General features: G+C 70.0%; 14 protein-coding genes. 10 read left to right on the top strand and 4 right to left on the bottom strand.

What is annotated here, in order from left to right; genetic code table 11:
- Positions 1-22 precede the first annotated feature (22 nt).
- On the top strand, positions 23-814 hold the full coding sequence (locus QTQ03_RS19190; RefSeq protein ID WP_289279250.1) for a GntR family transcriptional regulator: 792 nt from the start codon (positions 23-25) through the stop codon (positions 812-814).
- Positions 811-1,560, top strand: coding sequence for a glycosyltransferase family 2 protein (locus QTQ03_RS19185; RefSeq protein WP_289279249.1), 750 nt, complete (start codon positions 811-813; stop codon positions 1,558-1,560). Before QTQ03_RS19190 ends, QTQ03_RS19185 begins: the two co-directional genes overlap by 4 nt.
- A gap of 1,255 nt (positions 1,561-2,815) precedes the next feature.
- Here the strand turns inward: QTQ03_RS19185 and QTQ03_RS19180 are convergent.
- Positions 2,816-3,871, bottom strand: coding sequence for a putative hexosyltransferase (locus tag QTQ03_RS19180; protein WP_289279248.1), 1,056 nt, complete (start codon positions 3,869-3,871; stop codon positions 2,816-2,818).
- Positions 3,872-4,401: 530 nt separating this feature from the next.
- On the opposite strand from QTQ03_RS19180, the gene QTQ03_RS19175 reads away from it, so the two are divergent.
- Positions 4,402-5,283 carry an LLM class flavin-dependent oxidoreductase gene (locus QTQ03_RS19175; protein WP_289279247.1) on the top strand — a complete coding sequence of 294 codons (882 nt, stop codon included), beginning with the start codon at positions 4,402-4,404 and terminating at the stop codon, positions 5,281-5,283.
- 61 nt (positions 5,284-5,344) lie between these two features.
- On the opposite strand, the gene QTQ03_RS19170 is transcribed toward QTQ03_RS19175, so the two are convergent.
- Entirely contained in the window at positions 5,345-5,896 is a 552-nt protein-coding gene (locus QTQ03_RS19170; RefSeq protein ID WP_289279246.1) for a phosphoribosyltransferase family protein, read from the bottom strand.
- Between the two features lie 185 nt (positions 5,897-6,081).
- On the opposite strand from QTQ03_RS19170, the gene QTQ03_RS19165 reads away from it, so the two are divergent.
- The 4 genes from QTQ03_RS19165 (at position 6,082) to QTQ03_RS19150 (ending at position 10,616) form a co-directional block, all read left to right on the top strand.
- On the top strand, positions 6,082-6,747 hold the full coding sequence (locus QTQ03_RS19165) for a septal ring lytic transglycosylase RlpA family protein (RefSeq protein ID WP_289279245.1): 666 nt from the start codon (positions 6,082-6,084) through the stop codon (positions 6,745-6,747).
- 99 nt (positions 6,748-6,846) lie between these two features.
- On the top strand, positions 6,847-7,974 hold the full coding sequence (locus tag QTQ03_RS19160; protein WP_289279244.1) for a PP2C family protein-serine/threonine phosphatase: 1,128 nt from the start codon (positions 6,847-6,849) through the stop codon (positions 7,972-7,974).
- A gap of 161 nt (positions 7,975-8,135) precedes the next feature.
- The gene (locus QTQ03_RS19155) at positions 8,136-9,992 is read left to right on the top strand and encodes an acyl-CoA dehydrogenase (RefSeq protein WP_289279243.1); all 1,857 of its coding nucleotides are present in this window, start codon (positions 8,136-8,138) and stop codon (positions 9,990-9,992) included.
- A 354-nt stretch (positions 9,993-10,346) separates the two neighbouring features.
- Entirely contained in the window at positions 10,347-10,616 is a 270-nt protein-coding gene (locus QTQ03_RS19150; RefSeq protein ID WP_043961115.1) for a DUF6458 family protein, read from the top strand.
- 45 nt (positions 10,617-10,661) lie between these two features.
- On the opposite strand, the gene QTQ03_RS19145 is transcribed toward QTQ03_RS19150, so the two are convergent.
- Both QTQ03_RS19145 and trhA read right to left on the bottom strand, forming a co-directional pair.
- Complete coding sequence (locus QTQ03_RS19145; RefSeq protein WP_289279242.1) at positions 10,662-11,198, bottom strand: SixA phosphatase family protein; 537 nt, start codon at positions 11,196-11,198, stop codon at positions 10,662-10,664.
- 117 nt (positions 11,199-11,315) lie between these two features.
- Positions 11,316-11,993 (bottom strand): PAQR family membrane homeostasis protein TrhA, encoded by a 678-nt coding sequence (gene trhA, locus QTQ03_RS19140; protein ID WP_289279241.1) that lies wholly within the window; start codon positions 11,991-11,993, stop codon positions 11,316-11,318.
- A gap of 130 nt (positions 11,994-12,123) precedes the next feature.
- On the opposite strand from trhA, the gene QTQ03_RS19135 reads away from it, so the two are divergent.
- The 3 genes from QTQ03_RS19135 to QTQ03_RS19125 all read left to right on the top strand — a co-directional run bounded on the left by QTQ03_RS19135 (position 12,124) and on the right by QTQ03_RS19125 (position 14,463).
- Positions 12,124-12,777, top strand: coding sequence for a 5-oxoprolinase subunit B family protein (locus QTQ03_RS19135; protein ID WP_289279240.1), 654 nt, complete (start codon positions 12,124-12,126; stop codon positions 12,775-12,777).
- An 83-nt stretch (positions 12,778-12,860) separates the two neighbouring features.
- Positions 12,861-13,730, top strand: coding sequence for a 5-oxoprolinase subunit C family protein (locus tag QTQ03_RS19130; protein WP_502889784.1), 870 nt, complete (start codon positions 12,861-12,863; stop codon positions 13,728-13,730).
- Positions 13,714-14,463 carry a LamB/YcsF family protein gene (locus tag QTQ03_RS19125; RefSeq protein ID WP_289279239.1) on the top strand — a complete coding sequence of 250 codons (750 nt, stop codon included), beginning with the start codon at positions 13,714-13,716 and terminating at the stop codon, positions 14,461-14,463. The genes QTQ03_RS19130 and QTQ03_RS19125 overlap by 17 nt, the downstream gene beginning before the upstream one ends.
- Positions 14,464-14,524: the final 61 nt, after the last annotated feature.

Genomic DNA, 14,524 nt, shown 5'->3' with positions numbered 1-14,524 from the left:
TGACGCGAAGGAGCGAGAAGTCATGGCCAAATGGGAGCGAATCGCCGCAGACTGGCGCGAAAAGATTCATTCAGGAGAACTCAAGCCCGACACCAAGCTGCCGAACGAGCAGACCTTGAAGGCTGACTACGACGTCAGCTTGCCCGTTGTCCGGCAAGCGCTCGACGCGCTTGAGGCAGAGGGCCTGGTCGACCGTCGCCACGGTAGAGGCACCTACGTGCGCGCGCCTCGACAGCGGGTGCGTCGTTCTCCCGAGCGGTACCAGTGGGAGAAGGACCGAGCCCGACTGCCCGAGTCCCAGCGACGCCGCACAGGCGCAACCGAGCGGGACACCGGATTGACCATGCAGGATCTTGAGTTTTCGGCGGAGTATCGAACCGTGGCCGCAAGCGCCGATCTCGCCCGACTCTTCAGTGTTCCAGTTGGGGCGAAGATGCTTGAGCGCATCTATCGAACGAGCTCCCGCAAGGAGAATGTCCCGCTCAGCCTCAACACCTCCTACATGGTCTACGACGTCGTTGCCGAGAACCCGGCACTGCTCGACGACCACAACGAGCCTTGGCCAGGCGGGACCCAGAATCAGCTCTTCACCATCGGCATCGAGGTGGACCGCATTGTCGACGAGATCACCGCGAGGCCGCCATCAGCCGACGAAGCCGAAGCGCTGAAGCTGCCCCCAGGAGTATCAGTGCTCATCCTCCGCAAGATCTCCATCGACACCAAGGATTGCGTCGTTGAGGTGTCAAACGTCGTGCTTCCTGGCGACCGGACCGAGTTCGTCTACACAACGAAGCTTGCGCGGTGGTCCGAGTGAAGATCTCCGTCATCACGCCGGTCCACCCGCCGAGCATTCCCTACCTGGCAGACGCCTACGAATCTTTGTGCGCGCAGGAACTGCCAGACGGTTGGACATGGGAGTGGCTAGTCCAGGAGGACGGGCGCAGCGGCAAGGTTGCTGCTGCCCTGCCCGATGACTCACGCGTCTTGAGTGGGACCGGCAAACCAGGCGGTCCAGGGACCGCTCGCAACATGGCGATGGCTCGCAGCAGCGGAGAACTGTTGCGAGTCTTGGATGCAGACGACCGGCTCACACCAGGCGCCCTAGCTCGTGAGATCGGCATACTCGCCGGTCGAGCCGAGGTCGGTTGGACCACATGCAGCGTGCTCGACTTGATGCCGGACGGGTCGACGATTGGTTGGCAACACGCTGACCCGCCGAGCGGCACCCTCGGGCAGGGTGACGTACTGACTTACTTCCGAAACAACGGGTATCGCCTTCCGGTCCACCCAGCGACGCTGTGCATCCGACATGATCTCGCGCTCGCCCTTGGCGGATGGATGGCCCTGCCCGGCGGAGAGGACACCGGGCTACTGATCGCCGCGTCGGTCATCGCTGACGGATACTTCATCGCGGAACCAGGGCTCCTCTACCGCAAGCACCCGGACCAGATCACCGCCCAGAGCGACTGGGCTGCAACCGAGGAGTGGCAGCTCCGCATGCAGCTCATCGAGTCACGAGCTGTCGCGTTGCAGTCGTCCTTCCCTGTTGCTCGCGCCTGATCCGGGGGGGTCCGCGGTTGGCGCGACCAGGACGGGCGGCCGGCTGCCGGCGACGATGTGCAAAGTTTCTGTACGTCTTCAAGGCGGCCCGCAACGGGCCGCACGCGCCGCCGCCTAGGCGCGCGCCGGCCGCGCCGCTTGGTCGCTCTGCGGCCGTCACGCCAACGCCCGGCGGCTGGCGCGGAGAGCGGTAAGCCCGGGGCCGCCGCAGACGGTGGGGGGCCGAGGGTGGTTGGTGTTCGTGGCCGGCAGCCGGCCGGGCCGCGCCCCGAGCGGCGCGGCGCAGCGAAGGGCACGCCGGGTCCGCGCGGCGGGTCGCGGCGGCGAGCTGGTCGCGGTTACCGCGCCTCCGGCGGGGGCGCAACGACTCCGGGATGGCCGGGGGTCCGTCGGCGGGTCGCGGTCCGTGGGTGGTTGCGCAGGGCCATCCCGCCAGCCACCGACCCGGGCGAGCCGAGCAGACCACCGCCCGGCCCGCCAGCGTCCGTACGTGCGTCAAGGTCCGCTTGACGTGGCGGACCGGGCGGCGGCCCGCTCCCCGGAGGGCGGGTCGGCGGCAGACGGGATGGCAAACACCGCGTGGCTCGTGGGCGTGCCCGATGCGTGCCCGAAGACCGGGTCTACAGGGGTCAACACCACCGAGAGCAGCGCCGCAAGATTGACGCTCTGTAGTTGGTATCTCGCGTGGGATTGGTCGTTTGTCGACCGACAGTGACGATCAACCCGATTCCCAAGCTGACAGTGCGGGTTCGATTCCCGTCACCCGCTCCACGATCGAGGCCCTGGTCAGGACGTGAGTCCCAACCAGGGCTTTCGCGCCACCAGGGGAGCTGAAACCGACCGTGGGCCATTAGCGGGCCATTAGCCCGCCTTAGTCAACGGTCCGCCACTGACGGGCTCTGATTCCAGCGGAGCGAGCAGCCGGCAAGGACTCTGAGGCGCGGCCGGGTCATGGTCGGCGGTGCGTGCCTGGCAAGGACGGCCCGTCTCCATCAGCGAAGGCCCTGACCAGGACGACAGTCCGAGTCAGGGCCTTTCGCTGTTCGGGATCAACGAGAGCCAGCCGTGCCGTTACGGTCCGGCCGACGATTGTGGTGGCTCCCCTTGGTTGGCGGGATCAATAGCTGTCAGGTGGGCTGGCGATGGTCTTGGGGCTCGCGTCAACACCGCCCGCATCTCCGCGGGCCCTGCGAAGACTACGCATCCAAGCCACGGCGGCAAGCGGCTCGCCGTGCGAATAGGTCCCGCTCTGGTATTACGGCGAGTAGCCCCAGATCAGCATCAGATAGCCGCCGAAGAAGGCGGAGATGGCAGCGAGGGCGGTCAGCACGCACACCGCCCGGGCCCAGCCGGCCAGCGCCAGCGCTCGGGCGGCCGGCAACAAGAGCGGGAACGCGGGGAGCAGGAATCGCGCCTTGGAATGGTAGTAGCCAGCAGCGCCCAGCGTGGTCAGGAGTAGCGCGCCGCTGTACAGCAGCAGGGGCCAGGGCTGCCGGTCCAGCACCGCTAGGAAGAACAACATGATCGCCAGCAGTGAAACCACGGTCACCGTGTAGAGTTCCAGCGCGGATGGGCGGCCGAGCACCTGCTGTGCGCGCTCGACGGTGTCCACCCCGAAGTCGAAGCGCGACCCCCAACCCGCGTCTTGAATATAGAACCAGCCGTCAGGTCGGCCAGTCCGCCAGCCGACCCACGTGATGTAGCCGAGCCAGCCCAGCGGCGCCAGTACAATCGCCACCCACGGCTGCCAGCCATCCCGCCGCCGGATGATTGTGACCAGCGCAGCAAGCCCGACAGCCGCTATCAACGAAGTCCCGGTCGGTCGGGTCAGGCCGGCGAGGAGACACAGCATCGCTGCGGTGAGCCAGTTGCTGCGCAACAGGGCATACAGCGACCAAGCCGCCAGCGCGGTGAACAGGGCTTCGCTGTAGGCCATCAGCTGCACCACCGAGTGCGGCAGCACACCCCACAGGACTGCGAGGGCCACCCCGGCGCGGCGGCCGTACAGATGGTTGCCGACGGCGAGTAGGCCCCAGGCCGCTACGCCCGCCGCCAGCCACCCGACGAGCAGTGCCGAGTTACGGTGCTGCAGCGGAGACACCGCTTCCACCGCAGCGGTCAGGCCGGGATAGAGCGGGAAGAACGCCATATTGCTCTGGAGCGTGTCGAACGCGTCGTACCCGTCGCGGGCGATGCCGAGATACCACACGCCGTCGTACGCGGCCAAGAGTTGACCGGGACGCTGGCCCGTCTCGCGGGCCCAGAGGTAGAGGGTGAACAGCCCGACCATGCGGACGGTCGCGTAGCCCACCAGGGCCGGCAGGCGTAGCGGAACGCGCCACGCATTCGGACCGCGACCTCGACGAGGCGGCGGCGGCCTCGAGGTGGAATCTCGGCCGGGGACTGTCGCGGCCCGCGTCGGCTCCTATCGATGGTGGCAACGTCCATGTCTATCCCGTTCTCATTTGTGGGGTGAGATGAGGCAGCATTCCGCTGCAAGGGAATGTCCTTGGCTGACCCGCTGGGAAGCGCGGTCAGGCTAGCACCTGACCATGGCGGGTAATGCCGCCGTCGAGGTATCGCGACGCTCTGTGCTGATTGGGCGGAATCGAAGGGCCCGGCGGGGACGGTCGGACCTTGTTGTCGTTGCCGCAACCTAAAGTCCCATTTCGCCATATTTCAGGCGGCGTGCCTCGGGGTGTATGCGTGTTGAAATGCTGCACTTCCGGCTGAATCTCCTCCAGTCGCGGGCGTCCTGGGTCGCCGTCTGGTGCGTCAAGGAACCTCGGCTATCAGGTGGGTGCTAATCGGTGTTGGCCGGCGGGCCGTACGCTGGCAGCCATGCGAATCGGAGTCGTCATTCTCCCCGACCAGCGTTGGCCCGAGTCGCAGCGCCGCTGGCGGCAGGCGGACGAGTGGGGCTTCGACCATGCTTGGACGTACGACCACCTCGGCTGGCGGGATCTGGTCGACGGGCCGTGGTTCGACTCCATGATCACCCTCACCGCGGCGGCGACCGTGACCCGTCGGATCCGGCTCGGCACGCTGGTCGCCTCGCCGAACTTCCGGCACCCGGCGGCCTTCGTCCGGCAGATAACCGCCCTCGATGATGTGTCCGGCGGGCGGCTCCTGCTCGGCGTCGGCGCGGGCGGAATTGGGTTCGACGCCGCCGTGCTGGGCGGGGAGACCCTGCCGCCGCGCCAGCGGGTGGACCGGTTCGCTGAGTTCGTCGAGCTGCTCGACCTGGTGCTGCGCGAGGACGGAACGACCTGGCGCGGTGACTGGTTCACCGCCGTGGACGCGCGCAACAACCCGGGGTGTGTGCAGACCCCGCGGGTGCCGTTCGTGGTGGCCGCCAACGGGCCGCGCTCGATGCGCCTCGTCGCGCGCCTCGGTCAGGGCTGGGTCACCACCGGCTCCGGCGGTGATGATCTTGCGTCCTGGTGGAACGGCGTCGCCGAGCTGGCGGCGCGGATGGACAAGACGCTGGCCACGACGGGACGGGACCCGGCCACGCTGGACCGGTATCTCTCCCTCGACTCCGCGCCGGTCTTCTCGCTGCGCAGCGCCGACTTCTTCGCCGAGCAGGTGGCGCACGCCGCCGCGTTGGGATTTACCGACGTGGTCACCCACTGGCCCCGTGCCAGCAGCTGGTATGCGGGTGACGAGGCGGTCTTGGTGGACGTGGCCGCCCGTCTCCTGCCCGAGCTGCGCCGCGCCTGAGGCGTACCTCAGGTGACGAGGTGCCCGGTGGTGTCGCCGTCGTCGTCCGTCGGCGCCCCCGTTACCCGGTGAGGTCGGCACCGGTGAGCAGGCCCCGGATCCGCAGCTCGGCGGCGACCTGCGGCGGGCAGCCCGCCACGATGGTCGAGGTGCCGACCGCCTCGGCGCCTCGCGCCGCACAGATTTCGTAGAGGGCGCGCACCTGGGCTCCGGTTGCCACCCAGTCGTCAACCACCAGCACCCGGTCGCCCGGCCCGAGGTGCCGGTCGTGGACGGCGAGGTCGACTCGACGGTCGCGGAAGTCCGGCGGGCTCTGTGCCCAGGTCAGCGCACCGGCGGGTAGCCGGCCGTCGCCCGGCTTGTGGGCGGCGACGAAGCCGACGCCGAGCGCGGTCGCGGCGAGGGGGCCGAGCAGGTACCCGGTGACGGCCGGGGAGACGACCACGGTGGGTCGGGTCTCCCGGAACCGGTCCACCAGCGCTGGCCCGAGACCGGCCAGCACTGCCGGGTCGCGCCACCAGCCGGAGACGTCGCTGACCAGGTGGCTGGCGCCGGGGCCGGGATCGATCCAGCGGATCAGCTCGGTGAGGCGCCTGCCCAGCTCCGCGTGCATGTCTCCCATCCTGCGGCACCGGGTGTTGGGACCGGCTGTGGGTCGGCCGGGCCACCTCGGATTGGATGATCGGTCACACGTTTCACCACAACCACGGATATATCACCATGATCAGGTTGACTTCCGAAGTGGCTCTCTCGTTATGGTCCGATCCGGTTTGTTCAGAGGACGAAAGGACCGGTCCGGTGGCTGGCAGGCACGCGCGTACCCGTAGGTTCTCCTCCCCGACCGGTATCGCGGCCACCGCGGCTCTTGGTGTGGCGCTCGCGGCGGGCGGCACCGTCGGCATCGTCCAGCTGGCCCCCGGCGCCGAGCCCGAGCGGCCCGTCGCGGTTGATCTGACCCCGACCGAGGTGACGAGCGGCGCCGGGGCCAGCTCGCCGGCCGCGCCGCCGGGCGCCAGCGTGTCGCCGAGCCTGACCCCGAGCCCGGCGGTCAGCCGGTCGGCGTGGGCCCCGTCTCGGAGCAAGCCGCGTACCACCGCCCCGACGTCCACCGCCGCGAAGACGTCAACCGCCGCGCCGACGCCAACCGCCGCGAAGACGTCGAGTGCGCCCCGAACGGTCGTGACGAGCGGCTCCTGCGGTGCCTCCTTCTATTCAGAGGGGCAGCTCACCGCCAACGGCGAGTACTTCGACCCAGCGGCGATGACGGCCGCGCACAAGACGCTGCCGTTCGACACCCGGGTGCGGGTGACCAACCCGGCCACCGGCAAGTCGGTGACGGTTCGCATCAACGACCGGGGCCCGTTCGTCGCTGGGCGGTGCCTGGACCTGTCCCGCGCCGCGTTCGCCACGATCGCCCCGGTGGACGCGGGGCACGTCGAGGTTCGGTACGAGGTCCTCGGCTGAGCCGGTGCCGGCGGTGATCGGGCGGTCGGCGCGGGCTGCGTGGCCAGATCCGAGTCGGACGTCGGGCCAGGTTCATTCACCTGTTCATGTCCATCAGGCATGCTGTCCCTCGTACCCACACACGCGTTCCAGCCGGGCCGTGGCCCGCTGAGTCCCGGATCCCGCGCCGGCCTCGGCGCGGCCCTCGTCCTGCTCGCACTCGTGTCCGGCGCGGAGCTGGCGGACGGCCGGGGCGCGAACTACATCTCTCTCCTGGTCGCCGCGCCGTTCCTGGCCGCCGCCTTGGCGTCGTGGCGGATCGTGCTGGGTGTGGGTGCCGCGGCCATCGTCCTCGGCACGACCTTCGCGTTGGGCGAGCAGACCGTCTCAATCTCCACCGCGGTAGCGGTTGCCGGCGTCGCACTGGGTACCGCGCTCGCCGCGACCACAGCGGCGGTACGGCAGCGGCAGGCTGAGCGGATCACGGAGCTGGTGAAGCTCGCGGCGGTCGCCCAGCAGGCGGTGCTCCGTCCGCTCGGTCCGCAGGTGGGTTCCCTGGCGGTCGCGGCCCGCTACATCTCGTCCACCGCTACTGCCGAGATCGGCGGGGATCTGTACGAGGCGCTCGACACCCCGTATGGCGTACGCATAATCATCGGCGACGTCCGCGGCAAGGGCCTGGACGCGGTCCGGCTGGCGAGCATCGTGCTGGGCTCGTACCGGCATGTGGCGTATGAGCGGGCCGACCTGCGGGCAGTCGTCGCCGACCTGGACCGGGCGGTGGCCCGTAGCGTGGGCGACGAGGACTTCGTGACGGCGGCGCTGATCGAGGAGCGGGGCGGCACCCTGACGATCGTCAACTGCGGGCATCCGTCCCCGCTGTTGCTGCGGCGCGGTGCGGTCATCCCGCTCGAGCCGCCGGCGCCGGCGCCGCCGCTGGGGTTCATGCCGGTGGTCCGACCCCGGGTCGAGCGGTTGGAGCCCGGCGACCGGCTCCTGCTGTTCACCGATGGGCTCGGCGAGGCCCGGCGGGACGGTGAGTTTTTTCCGACGGCGGACCGCGCCTGGCGGCTCCTCGGCCACGGCACGGTCGCCGACGGGTTGGCGTCGCTGGAGACTGCCCTGGTCGAGTGGGTGCATGACCGACTCGACGACGACATCGCGCTCGTGCTGATGGAGTACATGGGTGCCCGAAGTGGGGTCACCACTCCCGTGCCGAGCTGGGAGGTCGGCGCCGCCGAGGGGTGATTCGCCGGGCCGCCGTCGTCTCGATGCGGTTCGTGCCTGGCACCTGAACGGAAAGTGTGTAATCGCTGTCACTTCAGCCACCGGCTTGTCGTTGCCTACCCGCGAGTAATACAGTCGTGGTTACTGATCGGTAACACTGTCCGGAAGCGGGGCCAGCGAGCATGACCCACTACAAGAGCAACCTTCGGGACCTCGAGTTCAACCTGTTCGAGGTCTTCGGGGCGGACCGGACGTTCGGCCAGGCGCCGTATACGGAGCTGGACGTCGACACCGCCCGCAGCTTCCTCTCCGAGGTCGACCGCCTGGCTCGCGAGGACCTCGCCGCCAGCTACACGGACAGCGACCGCAACCCGCCGGTTTTCGACCCGGAGACCTACACCGCGCCGCTGCCCGAGTCCTTCAAGAAGTCGTACCAGGCGTTCATGGACTCGGAGTTCTGGCGGCTGGACCTGCCCGAGGCGCTGGAGGGTAGCAATGCCCCTCGCGCACTCTGGTGGTCCCTCGCCGAGCTGGTGCTCGGGGCCAACGCCCCGGTCTGGATGTACGCCTCCGGCCCTTCCTTCGCGCACGTGCTGCACGTCGAGGGCACCGAGCAGCAGAAGAGGTGGGCCAAGCTCTTCATCGACAAGCAGTGGGGCTCCACGATGGTGCTGACCGAGCCGGATGCCGGTTCGGATGTCGGCGCCGGCCGCGCCCGCGCCATCCCGCAGTCGGATGGCTCGTGGCACATCGAGGGGGTCAAGCGCTTCATCACCTCCGGCGAGCATGATCTGAGCGACAACATCGTCCACTATGTGCTGGCCCGGCCGGTCGGTGTCGAGGGCGCGGGTGGCCCGGGCACCAAGGGTCTCTCGCTCTTCGTCGTTCCGAAGTTCCACTTCGACGAGGAGACCGGCGAGCTGGGCGAGCGTAACGGCGTCTTCACTACCAACGTCGAGCACAAGATGGGCCTGAAGGTCTCGAACACCTGCGAGCTCACCTTCGGTGAGCATGGCGTGCCGGCCAGGGGCTGGCTGTTGGGTGAGAGGCACGACGGCATCCGCCAGATGTTCATGATCATCGAGTATGCCCGGATGATGGTCGGTACGAAGGCGATCGCCACGCTCTCCACCGGTTACCTGAACGCGCTCGAGTACGCCAAGAACCGGGTGCAGGGTGCCGACCTGACCCAGCTGGCCGACAAGACCGCGCCGCGGGTCGCCATCACCCACCACCCGGACGTACGCCGCTCGCTGCTGCTGCAGAAGTCCTACGCCGAGGGACTGCGGGCGCTGGTCTGCTACACCGCCACCTGGCAGGACAAGGTCGCCATCGCCGAAGCCGCCGGCGACGAGCGGGCCACCAAGCTCGCCAAGCGGGTCAACGACCTGCTGCTCCCGCTGGTCAAGGGTGTCGGCTCGGAGCGGGCGTACGAGCTGCTCGGCCACGAGTCGCTGCAGACCTTCGGTGGCTCCGGGTTCCTCCAGGACTACCCGCTTGAGCAGTACGTTCGGGACGCCAAGATCGATACCCTGTACGAGGGCACCACGGCGATCCAGAGCCTCGACCTGATCTTCCGGAAGATCGTCCGGGACAACGGCAAGGCCCTGATGACGGTCGCCGCCGAGATCCAGGAGTTCATCACCACCGAGGGCGGCAACGGCCAGCTCAAGGAGGAGCGGCAGGCGCTCGGCAAGGCGCTCGCCGAGATCCAGAGCATCCTCGGCGTAATGACCGGCTGGCTGGGCGAGGCGCAGGGCGGCGACGCCCGGGCGCTGTACAAGGTTGGCCTGAGCAGCCGTCGGTTCCTGCTGGCGGTGGGTGACCTGGTCGTCGGCTGGCTGCTGCAGAAGCAGGCCGACGTGGCCCTGACGGCGCTCACCGGCGAGGTCTCCGCAGCCGACAAGGCGTTCTACACCGGAAAGGTGGCCGCAGCCCGGTTCTTCGCCCGCGAGGTGCTGCCCCGTATCGGTGCCGATCGGCGGATCATCGAGAACGTCGACCTGGACGTGATGGACCTCCCGGAAGAGGCCTTCTGATCCGTACGGCGATGGACGGCTGATCCCGGGCGAACCCGGCATGACGACGGCCGGCGGGCTGCACCCGTCGGCCGTCGCGCTGTCCAGTCGGCTCCGAGGTGTGTCGTCCGACCACCCGCCCTGCCTGTTCTGGGCTGTTTCAATCAACGTGCCGGTTCATACCGTTTCTGGTGTTCAAGCAACACAAAGGGCGTGTGGACAGGTTGCGGGTTTTCCGGCGCGCGAGCAGAGGTGGCGAATCGGGTTGCGGTGTCTCCCGGCCCGCGGGTTGGGTAGCCCGGGCTGGCGGTGGGTAATCGTCGCGGGGTTAGTCAGAGCACGCCCGGAGCAACCGCACGGGGGAGTGCAGCGCACATGGGCATTGGTAGCGGAATCTTCCTGATCGCCATCGGCGCGATCTTGACCTTCGCCATCCGGGCCAACGTGTGGTGGGTGGATCTGCGCGCGGTCGGCTGGGTCTTCATCCTGGCCGGGCTTGCCGTACTGCTCACCACGCTGTGGTTCTGGCAGGACCGGCGCAAGCGGGCGCGGACGCTGATCGTCGAGGAGAACCGGCTGTCGCACCCGACCGCGATGATGCCGCCGCCGCCCGACCCGCCGCCACCCACGGCGCCACCCTCCTGAGTCCCGTACGGCAGCGACTGAGCCACGCATTGCCCGGTGCGTGGCTCAGCCGCGTGCGGTGTGCCATGCGGTGATGACGGTCGAACGGCCGGCCAACTCCTCCCAGCCGACGGCCGTCCTGTGCACCACGACGTCGCTGGTGCGCAGCCCGTCCTGATCTTCCCGCTCCGGGGCGAGCAGCGCCGACAGTAGTGAGATGCCAGGATTGTGGGCGATCAGCAGCACCGTCCGGGCGTCGGGCCCGACCCGTCGGAGCAGCGCCAGCAGATCCTCGGGGTGTGCCGCGTACGCGTCCGTCTCATAGTGGACGGCGGGCGCCGGGCCGGCGGAGCCGTTCTCCGGCGGTGCCCCGGTCATGCCGATCGCCACGTTGTGCCAGGTCTCCCGGGTACGCCGGGCGACCGAGCAGATCACCACGTCCGGCAGCAGTGCGTGCCTGGCGAGCCACCCGCCGGCCGCCGCCGCGTCGGCCCGCCCCCGCGGTGCCAGCGGTCGTTCCACGTCCGGCCCGTCGCCGGGCGGATCCGCCTTCGCGTGCCGGAGCAACACCAGAGTGCGGTCCTGGGCGTACGCGTCCGTCATGTCACCAGCTTGCCCGATTGGCGATCCCACCGCCTAGGCAAGCCGACGCTGCCGCCACCACACCGATGACCGCGGTGACCGGAACGCCGGGTGGTCGCCGAGGGGCGCCGGGCCCACTCAGGCGAAGAGGGCGAAATAGATCGCGATGTGGTGGCAGATCGCGGCGACCAGGGTGCAGGCGTGGAAGAACTCGTGGTGCCCGAAGACCGTGGGCCACGGGTTCGGTCGGCGCAGCGCGTAGAAGACGGCCCCGACGCTGTAGATCGCCCCACCGACGATCAGCAGAACCAGGGCGGTGACCCCGCCCACCCGGAGGATGTCCGGCAGCATCGCCACCGACACCCAGCCGAGTGCCAGGTAGAGCGGCGCGGAGACCCAACGCGGGGCGTGCGGCCAGACGAGCTTGAGTGCCACGCCGCCCAGCGCGCCACCCCACACCAGCGACAGCATGACGGTCGCGGGCCGAGGTTCCAGCAGGAGGAGGCAGAACGGGGTGTACGTGCCGGCGATGAACACGAAGATCATCGAGTGGTCCATCCGGCGCATGATCTGGTAGCCGTGCTCGGACCACACCCGACGGTGGTACAGGGCGCTGGTGCCGAAGAGGCCGCAGACCGTGAGGCTGTAGATGAGGCAGCTCACCAACGGTGACCAGCCGGGTCGGGTGGCGGCGATCGAGCAGAGCACGATCCCGCAGACGGCGGCGACGAAGAAGGCGTAGGTGTGCAGCCAGCCGCGCATTCGCGGCTTGCCGATGTCGACCGGCTTGAGACGAAGCGGTGCGGAGGTGGTCACGCCAATAGGTTACGACGCCGTAGGTTACTTGCAAGTAGTGTGCCCGGTCACGCCTGATGAAGCGTCCACCCACCGGAGTGCGGGACGCGGCGCGGGCGGCGAGGTGGCCCGGGTACGGGAGGATGGCGGGATGCGGATCCGACCGGTCGGGGCCCACGGCTTGCTGCTCGACTGCGCCAGCGGGACCGCCGGCGGCCCGGCGGCAAGCATCGACGCCGACATCGCGGCGCGGGTGGAAGGGTGGCGGGCCGAGCTGTGGCGCCGCCGAGAGCGGGGCGAGCTGGACGTCGTCGAGATCGTGCCGGCCGCGACCACCGTGCTGCTCGACGGGGTACGTGACCCGGCGGGTACGGCCGCGCTCGTCGCCGGCTGGGCCCCGGCGTCGGTCGCACCCCGGGCCACCACCGCCACGGTCGAGGTGCCCGTGATGTACGACGGGGAGGATCTGCCTGCCGTCGCCGGACACTGGGGCAGCGACGTGCCGGACGTCGTGGCGCGGCTGGCCGCGACCGAGTTCCGGGTGGCCTTCTGTGGTTTCGCGCCCGGGTTCGGATACCTCACGGGGCTCCCCGCCGAGCTGGCCGTACCCCGGCTACCCAGCCCGCGGCCCCGGGTGCCGGCCGGGTCGGTGGCACTCGCCGGACCGTACGCCGGCATCTACCCGACCGCCTCCCCCGGCGGCTGGCTGCTCGTCGGGCGGACCGATCTGCCGCTGTTCGACGTGCACGCCGATCCGCCGGCCCGGCTCAGCCCGGGCAGCCACGTGCGGCTGGTGGCGACGTGACCGGCCCACCCGCCGGCGCTGCGTGGCCCGGCCAACCAACCCCGGATCGTGGCGTCGGGCCGCTTCGAGCGTCAGCGTCCGGCATGGCCGGAGCGCCAAGGGGCACGATCGAGGTGCTGCGGGCCGGTGTCCTCACGACCGTGCAGGACCTCGGCCGTCCCGGCTGGGCGCACCTCGGGGTACCGCGTTCGGGCGCGCTGGATCCGGCTGCTCTCCGGCTCGCCAACCGGCTGGTCGGCAACCCCGAAACCGCCGCCGGCCTGGAGGCCACGCTGACCGGGTGCGCGCTGCGCTTCACCAGCGCCACGACGGTGGCGGTCACCGGCGCGGACGTCGACGTGCGGGTCGGCGACCGGCCCGGCGACGTCGGGCGGCCACTCGCCGTTCGAGCCGGCTCGGTGGTCCGGGTCGGCCCGCCCCGTACCGGCCTACGGTCATGGCTCGCGGTGGCCGGGGGCGTGGCCGTCGAGCCGGTGCTCGGCAGCCGCGCCACCGACACGCTCTCCGGGCTCGGCCCACCCCCGCTGCGCGACGGCGACGGGCTCCCCCTGGGGCCGATCGTCGGCCCGCCCGCTCCGGTCGACCTCACCGTTACCGCGCCACTCCCGGCCGAGCTGCGGCTGGTACTGCGGCTCGGCCCCCGCGACGACTGGTTCACGCCGCTCGCGCTCGACCGGCTGCTCGACACCCCGTACACCGTCTCGGCGGTGAGCAACCGGGTCGGCGCGCGACTGGTCGGCGCGGCGCTGCCCCGCGCGGTGGCCGGGGAACTGCCCAGCGAGGGCCTGGTGCTCGGGGCGGTGCAGGTGCCGGCCGACGGGCAGCCGCTGGTGTTCCTGGCCGACCACCCCCCGACCGGTGGTTACCCGGTGATCGGGGTGGTGGCCGACGTGACCCCGCTCGCCCAGGCCCGACCAGGGACTACGGTGAGGTTCCATGGACCTCAACGCTGACCTCGGGGAGGGCTTCGGCATCTGGCGACTCGGCGACGACGCGGCGCTGCTGGACCTCGTCACCTCCGCCAACGTCGCCTGCGGCTTCCACGCCGGGGACGCCTCCACAATGCGTCGAACCTGTGCCGACGCCGCGGAGCGCGGCGTCTCCGTGGGCGCGCAGGTCGGCTACCGGGACCTCGCCGGGTTCGGGCGGCGGCACATCGCGTACGACTTCGCCGAACTGCGCGACGAAGTCACCTACCAGCTCGGCGCCCTCGACGCCTTCTGCCGGATCGTCCACACCCGGGTTCGCTACCTCAAGCCGCACGGCGCGCTCTACCACGCCGCCGCCTGCGACGAGTCACCGGCAACGGCGCTGGTCGCGGCGATCGGTCAGTACGACGACCAGCTGCCGCTGCTCTGCCTGCCCGCCTCGGTGCTCGCCCAACTCGCCCGGGGGGCCGGGCTTCGGGTGGTCGCCGAGGGCTTCGCCGACCGGGGATACCTGCCCAACGGCCAGCTGGTGCCCCGAGGCGCCCCGAACGCCCTGATCGCCGACCCGGAACAGATGGCGCAGCGGGCGGTCCGGATGGCCACCGAACGGACCGTGGTGGCGGTGGACGGCACGGTGATTCCGTGCCCGGTGGAGTCGATCTGCTTGCACGGCGACACCCCGGGCTCGGTGCGCTGCGCGGAATTGGTCCGTGCCGCCCTCATCGACGCGGGCGTTCCCCTCACCCCGTTCGCGTGAAGGGCACCACCGTGACGCGCCTGCCGTGGCGGAGGGATTCCTGACACCCAGCACGGGGCGA

This window comes from Micromonospora sp. WMMA1363, from assembly GCF_030345795.1.
Lineage (GTDB): Bacteria > Actinomycetota > Actinomycetes > Mycobacteriales > Micromonosporaceae > Micromonospora.
Note: the sequence above shows the minus strand (reverse complement) of the source record. Positions and strands in the feature narration are given on the sequence as shown.